20 protein-coding genes are annotated in these 19,830 nt (G+C 63.3%); 3 read left to right on the top strand and 17 right to left on the bottom strand.

From position 1 onward, the window contains the following. Nucleotides 1–61 precede the first annotated feature (61 nt). From DW211_RS06345 to DW211_RS06335, 3 genes are all read left to right on the top strand, one after another. Nucleotides 62–3,628 (top strand): ATP-binding cassette domain-containing protein, encoded by a 3,567-nt coding sequence (locus tag DW211_RS06345; protein ID WP_118259886.1) that lies wholly within the window; start codon nt 62–64, stop codon nt 3,626–3,628. Then, complete coding sequence (locus DW211_RS06340; protein WP_118259885.1) at nt 3,628–4,047, top strand: nitrous oxide-stimulated promoter family protein; 420 nt, start codon at nt 3,628–3,630, stop codon at nt 4,045–4,047. The genes DW211_RS06345 and DW211_RS06340 overlap by 1 nt, the downstream gene beginning before the upstream one ends. 244 nt (nt 4,048–4,291) lie before the next feature. After that, nucleotides 4,292–5,203, top strand: coding sequence for a PHP domain-containing protein (locus DW211_RS06335; protein WP_117629973.1), 912 nt, complete (start codon nt 4,292–4,294; stop codon nt 5,201–5,203). 27 nt (nt 5,204–5,230) lie between these two features. On the opposite strand, the gene hisE is transcribed toward DW211_RS06335, so the two are convergent. The 17 genes from hisE to DW211_RS06250 form a co-directional block, all read right to left on the bottom strand. Next, nucleotides 5,231–5,548 carry a phosphoribosyl-ATP diphosphatase gene (gene hisE / locus DW211_RS06330; protein ID WP_117629974.1) on the bottom strand — a complete coding sequence of 106 codons (318 nt, stop codon included), beginning with the start codon at nt 5,546–5,548 and terminating at the stop codon, nt 5,231–5,233. 15 nt (nt 5,549–5,563) lie between these two features. Continuing rightward, nucleotides 5,564–5,791, bottom strand: a complete 228-nt coding sequence (locus DW211_RS06325; protein ID WP_117772820.1) for a hypothetical protein — start codon at nt 5,789–5,791, stop codon at nt 5,564–5,566. Beyond that, entirely contained in the window at nt 5,788–6,129 is a 342-nt protein-coding gene (gene hisI / locus DW211_RS06320; protein WP_118259883.1) for a phosphoribosyl-AMP cyclohydrolase, read from the bottom strand. The genes DW211_RS06325 and hisI overlap by 4 nt, the downstream gene beginning before the upstream one ends. A 147-nt stretch (nt 6,130–6,276) precedes the next feature. Beyond that, entirely contained in the window at nt 6,277–7,059 is a 783-nt protein-coding gene (gene hisF, locus DW211_RS06315; RefSeq protein WP_118259882.1) for an imidazole glycerol phosphate synthase subunit HisF, read from the bottom strand. 3 nt (nt 7,060–7,062) lie between these two features. Continuing rightward, a complete protein-coding gene (locus DW211_RS06310) occupies nt 7,063–7,806 on the bottom strand; it encodes a HisA/HisF-related TIM barrel protein (protein ID WP_117646207.1) in 744 nt (247 codons plus the stop codon). Then, a complete protein-coding gene (locus DW211_RS06305) occupies nt 7,803–8,504 on the bottom strand; it encodes an imidazole glycerol phosphate synthase subunit HisH (protein ID WP_118334194.1) in 702 nt (233 codons plus the stop codon). Before DW211_RS06305 ends, DW211_RS06310 begins: the two co-directional genes overlap by 4 nt. Nucleotides 8,505–8,583: 79 nt before the next feature. Then, entirely contained in the window at nt 8,584–9,171 is a 588-nt protein-coding gene (gene hisB / locus DW211_RS06300) for an imidazoleglycerol-phosphate dehydratase HisB (protein WP_118259880.1), read from the bottom strand. Beyond that, nucleotides 9,172–10,287, bottom strand: coding sequence for a histidinol-phosphate transaminase (gene hisC, locus DW211_RS06295; protein ID WP_118259879.1), 1,116 nt, complete (start codon nt 10,285–10,287; stop codon nt 9,172–9,174). A gap of 1 nt (nt 10,288) precedes the next feature. After that, nucleotides 10,289–11,725 (bottom strand): histidinol dehydrogenase, encoded by a 1,437-nt coding sequence (gene hisD, locus DW211_RS06290; protein ID WP_117790883.1) that lies wholly within the window; start codon nt 11,723–11,725, stop codon nt 10,289–10,291. A 105-nt stretch (nt 11,726–11,830) separates the two neighbouring features. Next, entirely contained in the window at nt 11,831–13,546 is a 1,716-nt protein-coding gene (gene hisG / locus DW211_RS06285) for an ATP phosphoribosyltransferase (RefSeq protein WP_118259877.1), read from the bottom strand. A gap of 169 nt (nt 13,547–13,715) precedes the next feature. Continuing rightward, the gene (locus DW211_RS06280; RefSeq protein ID WP_118259876.1) at nt 13,716–14,552 is read right to left on the bottom strand and encodes a sugar phosphate isomerase/epimerase; all 837 of its coding nucleotides are present in this window, start codon (nt 14,550–14,552) and stop codon (nt 13,716–13,718) included. Nucleotides 14,553–14,635: 83 nt separating this feature from the next. After that, nucleotides 14,636–15,472 carry a PTS system mannose/fructose/sorbose family transporter subunit IID gene (locus DW211_RS06275; protein WP_099432276.1) on the bottom strand — a complete coding sequence of 279 codons (837 nt, stop codon included), beginning with the start codon at nt 15,470–15,472 and terminating at the stop codon, nt 14,636–14,638. Then, nucleotides 15,462–16,253 carry a PTS sugar transporter subunit IIC gene (locus tag DW211_RS06270; protein ID WP_117637121.1) on the bottom strand — a complete coding sequence of 264 codons (792 nt, stop codon included), beginning with the start codon at nt 16,251–16,253 and terminating at the stop codon, nt 15,462–15,464. Before DW211_RS06270 ends, DW211_RS06275 begins: the two co-directional genes overlap by 11 nt. An 8-nt stretch (nt 16,254–16,261) precedes the next feature. Continuing rightward, nucleotides 16,262–16,732, bottom strand: a complete 471-nt coding sequence (locus DW211_RS06265; protein ID WP_099432278.1) for a PTS sugar transporter subunit IIB — start codon at nt 16,730–16,732, stop codon at nt 16,262–16,264. Nucleotides 16,733–16,748: 16 nt separating this feature from the next. Further along, the gene (locus tag DW211_RS06260; RefSeq protein ID WP_118259874.1) at nt 16,749–17,165 is read right to left on the bottom strand and encodes a PTS sugar transporter subunit IIA; all 417 of its coding nucleotides are present in this window, start codon (nt 17,163–17,165) and stop codon (nt 16,749–16,751) included. A gap of 94 nt (nt 17,166–17,259) precedes the next feature. Further along, entirely contained in the window at nt 17,260–18,321 is a 1,062-nt protein-coding gene (locus DW211_RS06255) for an SIS domain-containing protein (protein WP_118259873.1), read from the bottom strand. 170 nt (nt 18,322–18,491) lie between these two features. Further along, nucleotides 18,492–19,706, bottom strand: coding sequence for an MFS transporter (locus DW211_RS06250; protein ID WP_199576711.1), 1,215 nt, complete (start codon nt 19,704–19,706; stop codon nt 18,492–18,494). Nucleotides 19,707–19,830: the final 124 nt, after the last annotated feature.

Here is a 19,830-nt window from a genome sequence, read left to right as displayed (position 1 = left end):
TTTGGCTAACTAAGCGGCTGCCGAGGACCCCACCCGGCACCGTTATGACATAGGAAGTTTCATGTTCGAGAAGCGGCTCTTCTCCCTGGTTCCGCAGGCAACGCCCTACATTATGGCAAGCGTCCTGTTTAAGTGGATCGCGCTCATGGCAAACATCACGGTGATGTGGGTGCTTGCGCGCATCTTGGGCGGCATCGTCACGGACGGTCTTTCCGCCGCGCTCGCCGTCGATGCCCTCGCACAGGCGGCCTTGCCGCTCGCCGCCGCCATCATCGTGCGCGCCGCCTCCATCTACCTGGCCCAACGCGCCGGCGACAAAGCCGCGTTCGAGGCCGTCCGCCGCGTGCGCTCGTTCGTCTACGACAAGCTCACCGCACTCGGCCCCTCCTACACCGAGACCGTCCCCACCGCCGAGGCCGTCCAGACCAGCGTCGAGGGCGCCACGCAACTCCAGGTGTACTTTGGCGGCTACCTGCCGCAGCTCTTCTTTGCCGGCTTGGCACCCATCACGCTGTTTGTACTGCTCGTGGGCCAGGCGGGTCTTCCCGCCGCGCTGCTGCTCGCCTGCGTTCCGGTCATCCCCGTCTCCATTATGATGGTCATGCGCAACGCCAAAAAGATCGGTGCCGAGTACTGGGGCAGCTATGTCGATCTTGGCGGCATGTTCCTGGAGGCCGTGCAGGGTCTCACCACCCTTAAGGTCTACCAGGCCGATCGAAGCTGGCACGAGCGCATCAACGCCGAGTCCGAGCGTTTCCGCACAGCGACCATGCACCTGCTGGTGATGCAGCTGCGCTCCATTTGCGTTATGGACCTGGTCGTCTATATGGGCGCCGCGCTCGGCATTATCGTGGCCGCACTGCAGCTCGCCACGGGCAAGATCGGCTTTGAGGCTGCCTTCCTCATCGTCTTTCTGTCACAGGAGTTCTTTTTGCCTATGCGCCGCCTGGGATCGCTGTTCCACACGGCCATGAACGGCATGGCCGCCTCGCGCCGCATGTTTGGCATTTTGGATACACCCGAGCCCGAGCGCGGCGATGTTGAGCTTGATGGTCGCGGCGATATCGAGCTCGCAGGCGTGAGCTATGCCTACGGCGACCGCACCGTGCTGGACAGCGCCAGCGCGACCATTGCGCACGGCTCGCTCGTGGCACTCGTGGGCGAAAGCGGCGGCGGCAAGTCCACGCTCGCGGGGATTATCGCGGGCCGCAAGGACGCCTACCGCGGCAGCGTGCGCATTGGCGGCGTCGAGCTGCGCGATGTCACGGCCGCCTCACTCATGCGCGCCGTCACGCTGGTGCCCACCAACGGCTACCTGTTTGCCGGCACCCTGCGCGGCAACCTGCTGCTCGCCCAGCCCAACGCCACCGACACCGAGCTTTTGCGCGCGCTCGACCGCACGCGCGTGGCGGCCTTTGTGCGGGCCAACGGCGGGCTCGACATGGTGATTAACGAGGGTGGCACCAACCTTTCGGGCGGCCAGCGCCAGCGCGTGTGCATGGCCCGCGCCCTGCTGCACGACTCGCCGATCTATGTGTTTGACGAGGCTACGAGCAACGTCGATGCCGCAAGCGAGGCCGCGATCGGCGAGGTCATCGCGTCGCTTGCCGGCGGGCACACTGTAATTGTGGTGGCACACCGCCTGTCGACGATCGTGGACGCCGATCAGATCCTGGTGCTGGAACGCGGCCGCATTGCCGAGCACGGGACTCACGGCGAGCTCTTGGCCGCCGCGGGCGCCTATGCGCGCATGTGGAGCAGCCAGGAGCAGCTCTCGGCATATGCGTATGCAGAGGGTGATGCTGAGGATGCCGGCGCGGTTGAGGCTGTTGACGGCAGCGCCGCCTGTGCCGATGGCCTCAACGGTACTAGTTCGTCTTCCGCTGCCGCGGCGCCTGACTCCGGCCGCGCCCGTCGCTCGGCGCCGTCCATCATGTGGCGCATGATGGGGCTCGTCCGACCGCTTGCCGGCTGGCTTGTGCTAGCCGTCGCGCTGGGCAGCATCGGCATGCTCACCGCCGCGTTCGTGCCGGCCTTTGGCGCCCTTGGCCTTATGGCCGCGCTGGGCCGCAACGCCTTGAGGCTTGGTCTTATCGCAGCATGCGCGGCCTGCGCCGCCTGCGGCATCGCGCGCGGGCCGCTCCACTACGGCGAGCAGCTCTGCAACCATTACATCGCATTCCGTCTGCTCGCACACATTCGCGACCTGGTATTTGGCGCCCTGCGCCAGCTCGCCCCCGCCAAGCTCGAGGGCCGCGGCAAGGGCGAGCTCGTGAGCCTGGTCACCTCGGATATCGAGCTGCTCGAGGTCTTCTACGCGCACACCATCTCGCCCATTGCCATAGCTCTGGTCTGCACCGTTGTGTTTGAGGGCTTTTTGCTGGCTGTGAGCCCCGAGCTCGCGGGCATCGCGCTCGTGGCCTACGCGGTCCTGGGCGTGCTACTGCCCCTGACCTCGGCCAAGGCATGCGGCACCACCGGCCGCCAGAGCCGCGAGGGCGCCGGTAAGCTGGGCGCCTTTGTACTCGACAGTCTGCGCGGCGCGGGCGAGACCATCCAGTTTGCCGGTGGCACCGATCGCAGCCGTGCCCTGGGCAAGCTGACCGAGCAAGTCGGCGCCGTGGACGCGCGCCTCAAGCGCCGCCAGGCGGTCAGCGAGGCCGTAGCCGATGCGCTTATTCTTGTGGCTAATCTGGTGATGCTCGGGCGTGCGCTGCAGCTGGTGGCTGCGGGAACGATTGACTTTGCCGCAGCGTTTGTCGCCGTCTTTACCTTTGTGTCGTCGTTTGGCTCGGTGATGGCCGTGAGCCGCCTGGGCGCCTCACTGCAGGAGACGCTCGCCTCGGGCGCACGCGTGCTCGATTTGCTCGACGAGCAGCCCCAGTGCGCCGAGGTCGCCGATGGACAGAACGTTGAGTTTGCCGGCGCCGCAGCCGAGCATGTGAGCTTTAGCTATGTGGGCGGCGTGGACGCGGGCGGTGCGGGCGCCACAGAGCAGGTCGCGAACGACACCGCTGCGAGTCTCATCCTCGACGACGTGACCTGCACCTTTGCGCCCGGTACCATGACCTGCATCATGGGGCGCTCGGGTTCGGGCAAGTCGACGCTGCTTAAGCTGCTCATGCGCTTTTGGGACCCCGCAGCCGGCACCATCACGGTGAGCGGCGTCGATGCCCGCCACATCAACACGGCGAGCCTGCGCAGCCACGAGTCCTATATGACCCAGGACACGCATCTGTTCTGCGGCACCGTACGCGAGAACCTGCTGGTCGCGCACGCCAACGCCACCGATGCCGAGCTGCTCGACGCTTGCCGCTCCGCCTCACTCACCACGCTCATCGACCGTCTGCCGCAGGGACTCGACACGCCCGTTGCCGAGCTGGGCGACTCGCTTTCGGGCGGCGAGCGCCAGCGCATCGGCCTTGCGCGCATCTTCCTCAACGACGCACCCTTCATCTTGCTCGACGAACCCACCAGCGCGCTCGATGCTCTCAACGAGGCGTCCGTGATGCAGGCAATCGACGAGCTCAAGCGCCGCGGCAAGACCATTGTGCTCGTGAGCCACCGTGCCAGCACCTACGCGTTTGCCGATTTCTCGCTTTCGGTCGAGCACGGGAGGCTGAGCTAATGGCGCGCCCAGTCGACACACCGGAGCTAGCACGCAAACGTGAGCGTGAGGCCCAAATGGTGTCGCAGATGATTGCGCTGTGGTGTCGTGGGCATCATGGCGGCGGGCATGTGGTCGAACAGGCTGGCGACGATGAGTCCGTGCGCGTGAAACTCGGCCTTCGAACCATTACGCTCTGCCCCGAATGCGCCGAGCTGCAGAAATACGCCATCGCGCGCATTGAGCACTGCCCGCACATGGGCACCAAGACATTTTGCTCGGCCTGTCCTTCGCATTGCTACCGGCCTGCCATGCGCGAGAAGATCCGCGAGGTCATGCGCTGGTCGGGACCGCGTATGATCCGCTATCGCCCCATCACCGCCGTGAGGCACGCGATTATAACGGTGCAGGCCAAGCGAGCGGCAGCATCTGACAAGTAGCCGCAGCGGGCGCCGTCGATTGCCGAACGTCGCCCTCGTCCAAACGTGTACGTCACCCTCCAAACATGTCATTTTTTGCAGCTTTTGGATGCTGACGTACATGTTTGGAAGCTGGGTCGATGCCATGCGGCGGCGACCGTGCGCTGCCCGCCCTTTCCAGTCGATTTCGGCCCCCGACGTGCCCGGCGCGTCGGGGGCGGCGCCGTTACAATGGAGCGGATTCACCAAATGCAAAGGAGTCGCCATGCCCGCCTGCCCGCTGGTCGATTGCCATACTCATACCTCGTTCTCGGACGGGCACGCCTCGTTCGAGGACAACGTCCGTGCCGCTGCTGCCGCCGGCTGCCGCGTCATGGTCTCGACCGACCACCTTACCCTGCCCGCCAGTATGGATGCTAACTGCGAGGTGCAGGTCGTCGAGGGCGACTTGCCGGCACATCGTTTGGCCTTTGAGGACGCCCGCAAACTCGCCGCGCAGATTGCGCCGGAGCTCACCTTTATCTACGGTTTTGAATGCGATTGGTACGAGGGCTGCGAGCCCTTGGTAGAGCGCTGGTCCCAGGGCGCCGTCGTACGTCTGGGCAGCGTGCACTGGATTGGCAACCCGGGCGATATTGCGGCAGGCGCCGCGGGCACGGCAGGGACAGAGGACGTCGCGCGCCCCGATACACCCGATTCCCTTTGCGGTTGGATCGACGACGATACCAACTTGCATGTTTGGGAAAACTTAGGCGTGCGCGGCGTGTGGGAGTGCTACGTCGACGACTGGTGCCGTGCTTGCGAAAGCTCACTCAACTTTGACGCGATGGCCCATCCCGACCTGGTCATGCGCTTTTCGAAGGACGGCTTTGCACCCGACTTTGACCCCGCGCCGTTTTGGGAGCAGATGGCCGAATGCGCCCACGATACGGGTCGCCGCGTTGAGGTCTCGACCGCCGCACCGCGCAAGGGGCTCGACGATTACTACCCCGCGACCGGGCTGTTGCGCCGCTTCGCCCATGCCGAGGTGCCCATCACCTTTGGCTCGGACGCGCACCGCGCCTGCGACATCTGCTGGAACATCCGCGAGGCCCAGGCCCACGCCTACGACTGCGGCTACCGGGCCTTCGATATCCCCCACCCCACCGGCGAATGGGAATCCACGCCCCTCGCCTAACTAGTCGTTTAAGAACGTCCCCAATGACTAGTGGCGGCGGGCGTTGAGTTCGCCGGCCAGTTCGTCGAGGGTGATGCCGTAGCGCTCGAGCGTCACGAGCAGGTGGTAGATCAGGTCGCCGGCCTCGTAGCGGATGTGATCGTGGTCGTTATCCTTGCAGGCCATGATCACCTCGCTCGCCTCCTCGGCAAGCTTCTTGAGAAGCTCGTCCTCGACGTCGGTCAGCAGACGCGCGGTATAGCTCTCCTGCGGCGGCGCATCGCGACGGCCGTGAATCACCTCGGCCAGTCCCGTCAGCGTCTCACCGATGTTTCCCGGCTGCACGTTAGCTGTTCTGACTCCCATGGTTATTTCCTCTCGTTACTGCAGCGTAAAGTAGGTACCGGTCTCATCGAACCGAGGCTTTGCGCCCTTTTTCTCAAAGAACTCGACGATGACGGCATGGGCCTCATTGAGCCTTTCCTTCTCGGCCTCGAGCCAAAGCGACTGCGCCCCGCAGGCATCAGTCAGGTGCACGCGGCATGGCACGCCCGCGCGGAGGAGCTCGGTGTTGCATTCGGCGACCTCGAACGGCGTCACGACTTTCATCGTGTCCCCCCCTTTACGTGCTTAAAGAAGCAGGTACGGTTGCCGGTGTGGCAGGCCGGGCCCGGAGAGTCGACCTTGACCAGTAGCGTATCGCTATCGCAGTCGGCCCAGAGTTCCTTGACCTCCTGCATGTTGCCGCTCGTCGCGCCCTTGTTCCAGAGCTCCTGGCGGCTGCGACTCCAAAACCACGTGGTCCCGGTCTTGAGCGTCAGCCCCACCGATTCCTCGTTCATCCAAGCAACCATAAGCACCTCGCCGGTGTCATACTGCTGAACCACACAAGGAATCAGCCCGTGAGCGTCGTATTTAAGATCAGCAGCTTCTACTACCTCAGTCATCATTTCTCCCAAGTAACAAACGAAACCCCACAGGTCGGCGAGGGTTGTCCAGGTGCCGCAGGTTGCCGCGAAAGAGGAGCGACGCGTACTTTGGTACGCGAGCGACGGTTTGAGCGGCAAGATGCGGTGCCTGGACAAGCCGCAGCACTAGAAGTCCAACCTCACAGGGATGCCCTGCGACGCCATATACTCCTTCACCTGGCGAATGCTGAAGGTTCCAAAGTGAAAGACACTTGCTGCCAGCACGGCATCCGCCTCGCCCTCGATCACGCCCTCGGCAAAATGCTCGAGCGTGCCCACGCCGCCGCTCGCGATGACGGGGATTGGTACCGCGCGCGCCACGGCGCGGGTGAGCGCCAAATCGAAGCCGGCCTTGGTGCCGTCGCGATCCATGCTGGTCAGTAGGATTTCGCCGGCGCCGCGACGAACCGCCTCCTCGGCCCACGCCACCGCGTCGATACCCGTAGCGTTGCGGCCGCCCGCCGTAAAGACCTCCCACTTATCGGCGCCCGGCTCCCCGGGCAGCCCCACGCGCTTGGCATCAATCGCCACGACCACGGCCTGGCTGCCAAACGCCGCGGCGGCCTGGCTGATCAGCGACGGGTCGCGCACGGCGGCAGAGTTAAGCGACACCTTATCGGCACCGGCGGCAACCATGGTCCGCATACCCGCCAAGTCGCGGAAACCGCCGCCCACGGTATAGGGAATGGCCAGCTCTTCGGCCGCGTGCGCCGCCATCTCGATGGTCGTCGCGCGGTTGTCGCTTGTGGCGGTAATGTCTAAAAACACGACCTCGTCCGCGCCCTTGCGGTCGTAGGCGCGGGCCAGCTCCACCGGGTCGCCCGCATCGCGCAGGCTCACAAAGTTGACGCCCTTGACCACGCGGCCGTCCTTAACATCCAGACAGGGAATTACGCGTTTGGCAAGCATGGGCTACTCCTTCCCTCGGGCGGCGGCCAACGCCTGGGCCAGCGTAAAGTTGCCCTCGTAGAGCGCACGACCGGTAATGGCACCCTCGATGGCATCCTCGCCCACCGCGGCCAGTGCGCGGATATCGTCGAGCGTCGAGATGCCGCCCGAAGCCACGACGGGAAAGCCCGCGACCTCGGCCACATGGCGATACGCCGCCACGTCGATGCCCGTCTGCATGCCATCGCGCGCGATGTCGGTATACACCAGATGCTTAAAGCCCAGCTCGGTGAGCTGCGCCACGGCGTCGTCGAGCGCCACACCCGCGCCGTCGCGCCAACCATTCACCTTGACCTGGCCGTCACGGGCGGCAATGTCTGCCACCAGTAACTCGCCAAAGCCTTGCGCCGCCACCTCGGCAAATCCCGGCTCGGTCACGAGCACCGTGCCTAGCGCGATGCGACGCGCGCCGTAGCCGGCCAGCTCGTCGATGCGCGCGAGCGAACGTACGCCGCCGCCCACGTCCGCGGACAGACCGTCGACGCCGCAGATGGCCTTAATCGCTGCCGAGTTGGCAGCGCACGCGTCCTCGTCCTCGCCAAAGGCAGCGGACAGGTCGACGACGTGCACCCAGCTCGCGCCCTGCTCGGCAAAGGAGCGGGCAACGGCCACGGGGTCGTCAGAATACACCTTACAGCGGCTCCGGTCGCCGCGCTCCAGGCGCACGACCTTGCCGCCGATCAAATCGATTGCGGGAAACAGAATCATCGGCCGGCCCCCTCGACGATGCTCACGAAGTTCTTAAGGATGCGCTGACCCAGCGCAGAGGATTTCTCGGGATGGAACTGGCAGCCCCACACGTTGCCATGGCGCACGATGCACGGGAAGCTCCGTGTATAGTGCGTGCGCGCCAACACATCGGCGGCATCGACGTCGTCGGCCACCGCGTAGCTGTGAGTGAAATACATGTTGGCGCCCTCGGCAAAACCGGCAAGCAACGGATCGGCCGCACCGGCGGGCGTCATGCGCACCTGGTCCCAGCCCACGTGCGGGACCTTCAGACGGCTCGACTCCAGGTGCGTGCACGAGCCACGCATGATGCCCAGGCCATCGACCCAGGGACCACCGGCCTGCTCGGAGGCATCGTCGTCCGCGTCCGCGTCCTCGTTCGCAGGCACGCCCTCGTTGCCGCGCTCAAAAAACAGCTGAAGGCCCAGGCAGATGCCGAGCAGCGGAGTTCCGGCGGCAACGGCATCGAGCACGGCCACCTCCTCGCCGCTCTGACGCATAAAGGCGATCGCGTCATAGAACGCACCCACGCCCGGGATGACCAGGCCGTCGGCGTTGCGGATCTGCTCCGGATCGTCCGACGTGCAGGCGGCGGCACCGGCGCGCGCAAGCCCGCGCACGACGCTCGACAAGTTGCCCTTGTGGTAGTCGACCACCACGATCTTCGGTTCGCCCACGCGACCCCTCCACTTCTCATCATCCAAAACCACCACAAAGAGGACAGGCATCTTCGTGGTGGTTTTACCCTTGTGACGGTTACAGCGAGCCCTTGGTGCTGGGGATACCCTGCACGCGGGGATCGAGTTCGCAGGCGCGGCGCATCGTGCGGCCCACGGCCTTAAAGGCGGCCTCGATAATGTGGTGCGAATTGCCGCCCGCCAGCTCGCGCACGCGCAGCGTGAGCTTGGCATCGCGCGCAAAGGCATAGAAGAACTCGACGGCCAGCTCGGTATCAAAGCTGCCCACGCGCTCAGTCGGCACGGGCAGCTCGCAATAGGCCTGCCCGCGACCCGAGATATCCACGGCGGCCATCACGAGTGTCTCGTCCATGGCGATCGCCGCGTCGGCAAAGCGCGTAATACCCGCCTTGTCGCCCAGCGCCTGGCAAAACGCCTCGCCCAGCACAATGCCCGTGTCCTCAACGGTGTGGTGCGCGTCGACCTCGACGTCGCCCACCGCATGCACCGTCAGATCGAACAGGCCATGGCGGCCAAAAGCGTTGAGCATGTGGTCGAAAAACGGCACGCCGGTCGAGATATCGCACACGCCAGATCCGTCCAGGTCGAGCTTTACGACAATGTCGGTCTCGCCCGTCTTGCGGGTTACCTCGGCATAGCGGTCCATCTACATCTCCTCCTTCACCAGCGCGGCAAACGCGGCCAGCACCTCGTCGTTTTCCTGCGGCGTACCCACAGTGATGCGCAGACAGTCCGCAAGCCCCGGCGCGTAGCTAAAGTCGCGCACCAAAATCGAATACTCGTCGCGCAGACGCTCGCGCACGCGCGTGGCATGCGGCGTGCGCACGAGCACAAAGTTCGCCGCGCTCGGCCATGCCTCCACGGGCATGCCCTCGGCAGCCATTGCGCGCAGGGCGCACAGCTCGCGCTCGCGCTCGGATGCGATCTGTGCCACCACGGGCGTGTAGGCATCACGGGCACGCACGCAGGCAAGTGCTGCCGCCTGGCTCAGCACGTTAACTGAATAGATCTGGCGAATCGCCGCGAACACGTCGATGACTTCCGGCGCCGCGATCACGTAACCCAGACGCGTACCGGCAGCGCCAAACGCCTTGGACAACGTATGCAGAATCACCAGGTTGGGATGCTCGGCGATAAGCCCCTGCGCCGTGGTGACCGCGCCAAACGAATCGTCGGCAAACTCCACGTAGGCCTCGTCAACCATTACCATGCCGGGGCACGCATCGCACAGCGCCGCGACAAAGTCGAGCGGTGCCACGTCACCCGTGGGGTTGTTGGGCGAGGTCACGATTGCCAGGTTGCACTCGGACGCCGCCGCAAGCACGGCTGCCTGGTCGAGCTCAAAGGTCGCGGGGTCGCGCCACACGTCGCGCACCTCGGTCTGGCAGAGCGACGCAAAGAACGCATACTCGCTAAAGCACGGCGGGCAGTTGAGCAGGGTCCGTCCCGCGCCGCCAAACGCCAACAGGTAGTTATAGAGCAGCTCGTCGCCGCCGTTGCCCACGCAGACATTCTCGCGCGCCACACCATGCCAAGCGGCAAGCTCGTCGCGCAGATCGTTGGACATGGGATCGGGATAGCGGTTGAGCGGCGTGGCAGCCAGGGCGGCGTCGACCGCCTCGCGCACGCCAGCCGGCACGGGATAGGTGTTCTCGTTGGCCGAAAGGTTGATGCGCGTGGGCGTAAAGTTGGGATCGTAGGGCTCAATACCGGCCAGGTAAGGCTGGACGAGCTCCTTCATGCGAGGCGTGAGTTCGGCCATATTAGGCCTCCCCGCCGGTTACGCCAGCGCCATCTGCGCCTGCAGCCGCCAGGTCCACGCCCTCGGCAACCGTCGCCACGGCGTCGCCCGGCCAGGCGACCTTGGTCAGGTCGGCCGCGGCGAGCGACTCGGCGCTCACGGCATCCTCGCCCTGCTCCAACACGCGGCGACGCAGTGCGGCCGAAAGCGCGTGCGCCCACAGGCCCTCGGCCTCGGCCAGACGCTGCGTAGCGGGAGCGTCGGAGAGCAGGCCCTCGGGCGTATAGCATATAACGCTCGAGCGCTTAACGAACTCTTCGACCGAAAGCGGGTTGGAGAACATGGCCGTGCCGCCGGTCGGCAACGTGTGGTTGGGACCGGCAACGTAATCGCCGAGCGGCTCGGAGCTCCAAGCGCCCACAAAGATGGCGCCGGCGTTGCGAATGCCGCCGAGCAGGCCCATCGCATCCTTGCAGTGCAGCTCAAGGTGCTCGGGCGCCACGGTGTTCACGGCCTCGACGGCGGCCGCCATGTCGGCGGCCACCACGATGGCGCCTTCGTTATCGAGCGAAGCGCACGTAATCTCGGCACGCGGGGACTGCGCTACCAGAATGTCGATACCCGCCTCGACCTCACGCGCAAACTGCTCGTCGCAGGTCACCAGATAGCAGGCCGCCAGCGGATCGTGCTCGGCCTGAGCCATCAGGTCGGCCGCGACCACCATAGGCTTGGCCGTGGCATCGGCCAGCACGCAGACCTCGGACGGGCCAGCGACCATGTCGATGCCCACATCGCCGGAGACGATCTGCTTGGCAGCGGCAACAAAGGCGTTGCCCGGACCGGTGATTTTGTCGACGCGCGGAATGGTCTCGGTGCCGTACGCCAGCGCGGCCACGGCCTGGGCGCCGCCCACCATATAGATTTCGTCCACTCCGCCGAGCTTTGCCGCGGCGAGCGTGTAGGGGCTGATAAGGCCGTCCTTTTGCGGCGGGGTCACCATAACCACGCGCTTGACGCCGGCGACCTTGGCGGGAATGGCATTCATGAGCACGGTGGAGGGATACTGCGCGCGACCGCCCGGCACGTAGATGCCGGCCGCCGCGAGCGGGGTCACCTTAACGCCGAGCATCGTGCCGTCCGGGCGCGTGGTAAACCAGCTCTGCTCGACCTCGCGCTGGTGGAACTCGCGAATCTGGCGTGCAGCCTTTTCGAGCGCCGCGACAAAAGCGGGATCGAGGCCTTCGAGCGCGGCATCGATCTGCTCTTGCGGCAGACGGAAGCTCTGCAGCTCAACGCCGTCAAAACGCTGACAGTAATCGCGCACCGCGGCATCGCCGTTGGCGCGCACGTTGGCCACGATATCGCGGGCGGCGTCGACGATGTTTTGCGGTAGCACGCCCTTGCGGTTGAGCTGGTTGGTAACGAGGCGCTCACCAGGAGCAAGCTTGATGGTCTTCATATCGGTATCCCCTATCGGTCGAGGTTGTGTTCGAAAAACGAGAGGCCGGGCGGCGGCGCCAATCGGCCCGCAGCCCGTACGTTGGGGCGCCCGTGCGCGCTCGCGCTATTGTGCCGAGCCCGCGACGGGCTCAAAATGCTTGTCCTTCACGGCAGTCGCCAGGCGATCGGCCAGGTTGCGAACGCGCGGGTCCAGGCGCGCGGCGCCCGGGTTGACAAAGAAGCGGGCCGTGCAGTCCATGATGCGGCCGGTGATGACCAAGTCGTTGTCGCGTAGGGTGGCACCAGTGGCGGTAATGTCCACGATGCGATCGGTCATGCCGACGATGGGCCCCAGCTCGATATTGCCGTGCAGCGAGACGATGTCGGCGTTCACGCCGCGCTCAGCATACCAGGCACTCGCGATGCGCGGGTACTTGGTTGCCACGCGAAGCGACCCGCGGCGGGCATAGTTGCGCTCGGCCTGACCGGCGCGCCATGCGGGCTCCGCCTCGATAAAGGTGCACAGGCCATAGCCCAGATCGACCAGCTGCAGCAAGTTGAGGTCGGCCTCGATAAGCGAGTCCCAACCGCAGATGCCGCAATCGGCACCGCCGCAGCCCACAAAGGCGGGCGCATCGCTGGGGCGCACAATGACAAACTCGATATCTCCGACCGCGCCCTCACCGGCACGCGTGTCGCGGCCGCGCACGATTAGGTGACGGCCCGGATCGCGCAACTCAGAGACGTCCAGGCCCGCGGCTTCGAGCACGTCGAGCGTATCGGCCTTGAGCGAGCCCTTGGGCACGGCGATGCGCAGCGGGCCCTCGGCGCCACGGCCCGCGGCGTGATCGCCATCGGAAGCGGCGTCCTCGGCCGAGGTGCGCGCGGCCTCCAGACGCTCGAGCGAAAAGGCGAAACCCGCCGCCGGCACCTCGATGCCGTCGCCAAATGCGCCGGTAAAGATGGAGTCGTAGCGGCCGCCCGAACCGACCGGGTCAGGCAGGCCGCCGGCATAGGCCTTAAAGACCAGGCCCGTGTAGTAATCGAAAGAGTTCATGATGGAGAAGTCGAACGACAGCACCTGGGCGTCCCCGGGAGCCAGGCCCTCGACCAGAGCACGCAGCTCACTCGTGAGCGGCGCGACGATGCCCGCCGCCGCCAGAAGCACATCGACGCGGTCGAGTACCTCGGCGCCGCCGTGCAAGCGCGGCAGCTCGCTAATGGCAACCTTGACGGCATCGGACTCGGCGCTTGCCGCCACGCGGGCATCGAGGCCCACAAAGTCGTTGGCGTGCACGCAGCGCAGGGCCTCGGCAGCCAGCTCGCGATCCTCGCACGCCGCGAGCAGCTCCTTAAACGGACGCACGCTACCTGCGATAATGCGCGCATCGGGCAGCGCCAGCTTGCGCACCGCCTCGGCCACGAGCGAGACAATCTCGACATCGCCCGCGGTGTCGCCCGCACCGATAAGCTCAAAGCCCAGCTGTGTAAACTGGCGCGAGCCGCCGGCATTGCGCTGGCACTCACGAACCACCGGCGCCTCGTAGCGAAGGCGTAGGGGCAGGTCGGCCGCGCGCATGCGGGTCGAAACCAGACGCACGATCGGCAATGTGTTGTCGGGACGGACCACCAGCAGGCGACCGTCGTCATCAAAGAGCTTAAACGGCGTGTCCGCAATGCGGCCGCCTTCCTCGAGCGAACCCTTGTCCTCGAGCAGCGGCGTCTCGACCGGAAGGTAATGATGCTCCCTGAAGCAGCCCTTCACCGTCAGCGCAATCTCCTCGCGCGCCTGAGCCTCCTCGGGCAATATGTCCCGGAATCCCCACGGTGTGGCCGTCATCTGGTGAGCCTCCTCATGCTGTGTTTCATATAGAGCAGAAGACCGGCGTAGCTCCGCCGGTCTTCTGGGTACTTTAGCATACTAGAGTGCTTGCGGGGAAAATCCGTCGCAACCGCTCACACCGTATTCATCTGGAAACATAGAGTAGGTTGCCGCAGCCCAACCCCACCTAGGCGCCAATCGCACGACGATACTCTGCCATTACCTGCGCATCGGCAGCTGCGGGGTCGGCAAAATAGCGCCCGTCATAGGTCTCGGCCGAAACAACTCCGCGATAGCCGCGCGCCACCAGCCTATCCAGGTCAGCGCGCATATCGCGGTCGCCGTCACCCCAGGCAAGATGCGTCGTGCCATCTGCCGCAACATCGACAAAATGCACGTGGGCGACATCATCGCCAAGCAGGTCGAAGTAATCGTCGATGGTATCCCCCGCCACCGCCATGGCGCCCATATCCAGACACGCCTTAAGTGCCGGATGATCAACTGCCTCGATCATGCGCTTCGTATCGGCCGCCGAGTTCACGATCATCGACTCAACCGGCTGTAGGGCCTCGAGCACCAGTCGCACGCCGCGCTCTCCCGCATGCTCGGCAATCGCACGCAGCATCGAGGCACTGCGACCCCACGCGTCCTCGATCGGCTCGTTCAAAAATGCCCAGCCGCTCGAGACCATGACCTGCTCGGCTCCAAGTTCCGCCGCGATATCCACAACGTTCTTAAAGTACGCGAGCGTGCGGGTACGCGCTTCATTCCCGCGCGCCGCGATATTCCACGGCTTGGGGTTGTTCTGTTCGGGACAAAGCCCCACAATCCGAACCCCATACCGCTGTGACAGCTCCCGCACCTGCTCGATCGAATCGTATCCATGGCAATCGACATACAGATGCATCGCCCCGGTCCAAAGCTCGCAACACGTGTAGCCCGAGGCCGCTGCCGAGGAAAAGAATTCCTCAAGGTCAAAATAACGATGGCTGATATTCATGACGGCAAGCTGCGGATACTCCATCTTGTCCACCTTTCGGCAAAAGGGCGCCGCAGCACAATGTGCGCGACGCCCCCTCTTATATTGTTTTAATTATGACGGATACCCTACTGGACACCAAGCACTCCAAAGAACGCGCCGGCGATACTCACGAGTAGGATCACGAGCATGATGAGCAGCGGATTCATCTTCTTCTTGAGCATGAGATAGACAATTCCAAACAGCCCCATCGTAACAAAGCCCGGGAAGATTCCGTTGAGCAGCTCGGCGAGCGTCTGAGCGCCATCGCCCGCGCCGACCATGAGCGGAATGTCCACGGTGACCATCTCCATGGTCATAGCGCCGATCACCATGGCGCCCATGATAGAGGCCATCTTGACGATCGTGTCCATAATGCCCGATTCCTGGACCTTGCTGATCATGTCCGAGCCAAAGCGATATCCCACAAACGTCAGCAGGTAACGGATGATGTAGTGGGGGACGTTGAACACGAGCAGGAACAAAATCGGGCCAAGAATAGAGCCCTGCAGCGCCAGCGACGTGCCGACACCCGTTGCCAAAATTCGCAGCGTACCCCAGTAGAAGGCATCGCCCACGCCGGACAGCGGTCCCATCAAAGCAAGCTTGACATTAGAGATCGCGCTCGTGTCAAAGTTATCTTCGGTGGCGTTGACTTCTTCCATTGCGGCAGCAATGGACATGGGGAGCGTCGAGATATACGGCGTGACGTTATAGAGCTCCATATGGCGCTTGAGTGCGGCCTTAAAGTCCGCATCCTGCGGATACAGCTTGCGAAGGATCGGCATAAGGGCCCACATAAAGCCGATATGGCCCATACGCTCGTAGTTCCAGGAATGCTCATAGGGAATCGAGCGCCAGAACAGCTTCTTAAGGTCTGCGCGGGAAATCAACCCGTCGTAAGAAGACTCAAACTTAAAACTCATCGAACCCACTCCCAATCGCAGGATCCTCGGTTGCCGCTGCGGGCTGCTCCGCCTTTTTCTTGTCACCCAAAACCGTCATCGCGACGACGATAATCGCGGCAAAGATCGCCACGCCCGTCGTGCTAATGCCAAAGTAGGCGACGAGGAAGAAGCCAGCGAAGAAGAACGGAGCCACTGTTTTGTTCATAATCATCTGCGCCAGCATCGCAAAGCCGAGTGCGGGCAAGAAGGCGGCGGCGACATCCATGCCGGTCTGAACGAAATCGGGGATGATGTTGAGCAGGCTGGCAACAGCATCGGCGCCAAAGAAGAATGCCAGGGGAATGATCAGCAGGCCGCACCAGCTCTGCGCGTAACCGGCGATGAGCATGTTGCGCGTGATGGCCTTGGTGTCTCCGTCCTCGACGTTTTTGTCGATACGGTGCACCAGCAGCAGCATGACCGGCTGGCCCAGGGCCGTATCGAGCGCCAGGACGATCGTTGCGATGGGAATGCCCAGGGTCAGGGCCGCCGAAGCGTCCGCGCCGGCCTGCATGGCAAGCGACACGCCCAGAATGGTTCCGGAAATCGTATCGGGCGGGTTATACGCACCGACCGAGATGGCACCGACCATGGCAAGCTCCATCGTGGCGCCCATAATGGTGCCGGTCACCACATCGCCCATGACAAGGCCGACCAACGGTCCGAGCACAATGGGGCGCTGAAGGTAACTCGTACCGGTCAGCCACTCGGAATAGCCCAAAAGGGCAATCAGGAAAATCAGGATCGTCTTGATAACCATGACAGCCCCTAACCGATGACCTTTGCGGCATCAGTCTTCGCATCCGCCGGAATCATCTGAATGAACAGCTCATAGCCCTCGCCGAGTAGCTCCTTCACGTAGGCCTCGTTCTCGGGCGTAAGGAATACGCTCGTCGAGACCTGGCGGGCATCCTCGCTAAAGGCCACATTGCCGAGGTTGATCTTCTTGACGCCCATCGCCTTGGCGACGGCACCGGCCTGTTGGATCGTCTCGCAAACCACGAAGAGCTTGTACTTGTCGGTCACACCGCTCTGGAGCGCCTTGACGGCATCCTCGGTGTTTTTGACGACGACCTTGCATCCTTCGGGCTTTGCAAGGGACAGGGCCTGCAGACGAAGCTTGTCGTTGAGGACCGTGTCGCTCACTAACAGGATGCAGTCGGCACCCAGAGCCGAGGTCCAGCTAACGGCAACCTGGCCGTGAAGCAGTCGATAGTCCACGCGAATCATCTGAATCATGATGTGCTCCTAACGATTAAAACTCATCGAGTTCGGCCTGCCCCAGCAGGTCGTTGACGTACTTGACCTTGGTGTCGTCCGCCTCGACGATCTGGCGAATGGCCTCATCGATCGGGGTGGAGTCGGGCACGAACAGCAGCTGAATAAGGAGCGGCAGATTCATATTGGTCACCAGGTGCGTGTTGGGGCGCGTCTGGGCGATCTTGGTGAACTCGTTGTTGACGCTGCCGCCAAAGAGGTCGGTGCAAACGACGACCTCATCGTCCGCGGCAAAGCCGTCCAGAATCGCTGCGGCCTCCTTGACCAGGTCCTCGTTTCCGTCGACATACATAGACAGCGCATGGACGTTCTCGCGCTCGCCCGAGAGTAGCCCAATGCTCTCGACGATTCCGGACGCAAAATGAGCATGGGATGCAACGATAAACTGCCTCATTCGATTCCCCTTTCTTGCGAACTTCGGCATAAAAATGCCCGGACGCATGCGCCCGGGCAGGGTGCTTCTTGATCAGTAGCTAATTTGTCGCCGATTAGTAATCGAACTGGTGATAGTAGCGACGGTAGTTGAGGTTGTGCTTGGTGACCGTCTCGTAGTAAGCGGCAAGGCGATCGGTGATCAGCGAGGAGAGGATCCACGGAGACACGATGACGCGGAACTCGTCGTCAAGGCCGGGGATGGCGAACTCGGCGGTGTCGATGATGTTGATGTCGGTGTCGCCGGTCACGCCGCGGGTCAGGAACGCGCGGACGCGCTCGTCGAGCTTGCGGTTCTCGTCCTCGCCCATGAACAGGAACACGGGGACGCCGGGCTCCACGAGCTCGAGGGTGCCGTGGAAGAAGTCGGCCGAGGTGATGTAGCGGGTGCGCTTCCACTGCATCTCCTCGAGGATGCACATCGAGAACAGGATCGTCTCGCCCCACAGGGCGCCGGAGCCGATGAACATGGTGTAGGGGGCCAGGGCGTACTTCTTGGCGAGCTCCTCGGCGCGCGGCTCGAAGCTCTTGCGGATGTCGACCAGGTGGGTCCAAACGTCCTTGGTCTGCTCGATGAACTTATCGAACTGCGGGAAGCAGCCGCGGCGGTTGAGCAGGCGCAGGCCGAAGCAGTCGGCGAGGTAGTAGCCCATCTCGCAGCCACCGTTACCATGATCGGAAGCCATCTTGACGCAATTCTCGGCGCCGACAGCCTGGCCGATGAGACCCTCGGGCTTGGTCATGGCGTAGACACGAATGCCCTTTTCCTTCATCTTCTTGACGGCCTCGAGGACCTCGGGGGTGGTGCCGGACTCGGAGGCGGTGAGCACGACGGACTTCTCGGTCATGCGCTTGTGGCCGGAGACGTTCCACTCGGCGGCGTGGATCAGGTAGACCTCGAGGTCGCGGTCGCCGAACTTGTTCATGAGGTACTCGAGCTGCATGAGCTCGTCCCAGGTGCCGCCGACGCCCATCAGGAACACGGCGTCGTAGCCCTCGTCGGCGACCTTGTCGGCGAGCGCGGTCATCTTCTTGCCGGCCTCGTAGACGTTCTTGCCGTCCTCGACGTAGCCCTCCTGGCTAAAGTGCATGATCTCGATCTTCTCGGTTTCCTTCATTGCTTTTCCTTTCTGTCTTGCACGCGAATCTATACATCGCGTTTCTTTTCGATACCAATTATAGACATACACCTAACGTGTTTTTAATACCACTTTTCAATCTGCCCCAATCCTCGGTGAACGGTCGAAATTCTCTGGTGAGTGGTATTAAATTAGAATTTGATGTATAGCTAACGCCCCTGGCGTCTCCCTTGTGTGACAAAGAACAGCGTTCCTACCAGCGCAATAATGGTCGATGCCCCAAACAATACCGTCTGGACGCCCAAAGCCTCCGCCAAAAACGGAGCCGCCAGCAGCGGCACCACGCCGGCGCTCATCAGGCCAAAACGCACAAAGCCGGTAATGCGCCCCAGGTATTTGATGTCTGCGCGCTCCTGAATCAAGATCATCTGCAGCGGCTCCAGGAACCCCCAGGCCAGACCGTTAATCGCCTGACCGATAATCGCGACCCCCAGCATATCGGTGCCCACGTACACCATGGACCCAATGCCCACGGCCATGAGCGCGCCGAGTAACAATCGTAGGTTGACATGGCGAGCAGAAAGCTTGGTCAGGATGAACGCGCCCACCGAGGAAGTGAGGCCCACGACCGAGGACAGCCAGCCCAGCCAGACGATATCCACGTTGAGCACATCACGGTAGAACAACGACTCCAGCGAATCGAACGCGCCAAACGCAAAGAAACCCAAAAAGCCCGAGATAAAGATGAGGCGCAGGTCGTGGTCGCGAAACGTAAGTCGCGCACCCTCGGCCATGCCGCCCAGAATACCGCCCTTCGGCTTCTCCCCTTTTGCGGGAACAACACACTCGTGGCAGCCCAAGGAGAGCACGGCCGCCACACCCATCATGCCCGCCATGAGCAGATAGACCGATTGCGTGGCAAAACAGCTCACGATGGCACCACCGAGCAGCGGGCCAGCGGTATAGGCGATATTGCTGTAAAACACCATGAGACCGTTCACGCGGGTACGGCCCTCGGTGGTCGACTCTAGGTATCCCGGAAACGCATGCGTGCAGGTGTTGATAAAACCGCCCGCAAGTCCCAAGACACACGCGGCAAACACAAGCCCGGGGACAGACAACGGCGCCAACCCCACGCCAAGCGAAAGCACCGCCGTAATCACGCACGTCACAAACGACGTCCGACGCGGTCCAAAGCGATCGATGACCGAGCCCGACACCATATTGCCCACCGACGTCATAAGATTGCGCACGAGCGTAATGGCGGCAACCAAAAAGGCCGTGCCAGCCAGATCATACGTGGCCGCACCGATAAGCCCCAAAAAGTAGACCGCGTTGTTGGCGCACCACTGCAGGGACTCAATAAGAATCAGCCTGACTTCTGCCGGCGTCAGGCGCATTGCTTCGCGATCCTTCGCGAACATACGAACTCCCTCTATACAAGTAAGGGGATGGAGGGCATAGGCCCGCTCCATCCCCTTACCAGGTTGCAATGACAGTCTATGCAGCCGGGCCCTTACGCCAGCACGCCGAAGAACGCGCCGACGA

The sequence above is a fragment of the Collinsella sp. AM18-10 genome, assembly GCF_003471585.1.
Lineage (GTDB): Bacteria > Actinomycetota > Coriobacteriia > Coriobacteriales > Coriobacteriaceae > Collinsella.
The sequence above is the reverse complement of the archived record's forward strand: the minus strand, read 5'-3'. Positions and strand labels throughout refer to the sequence as shown.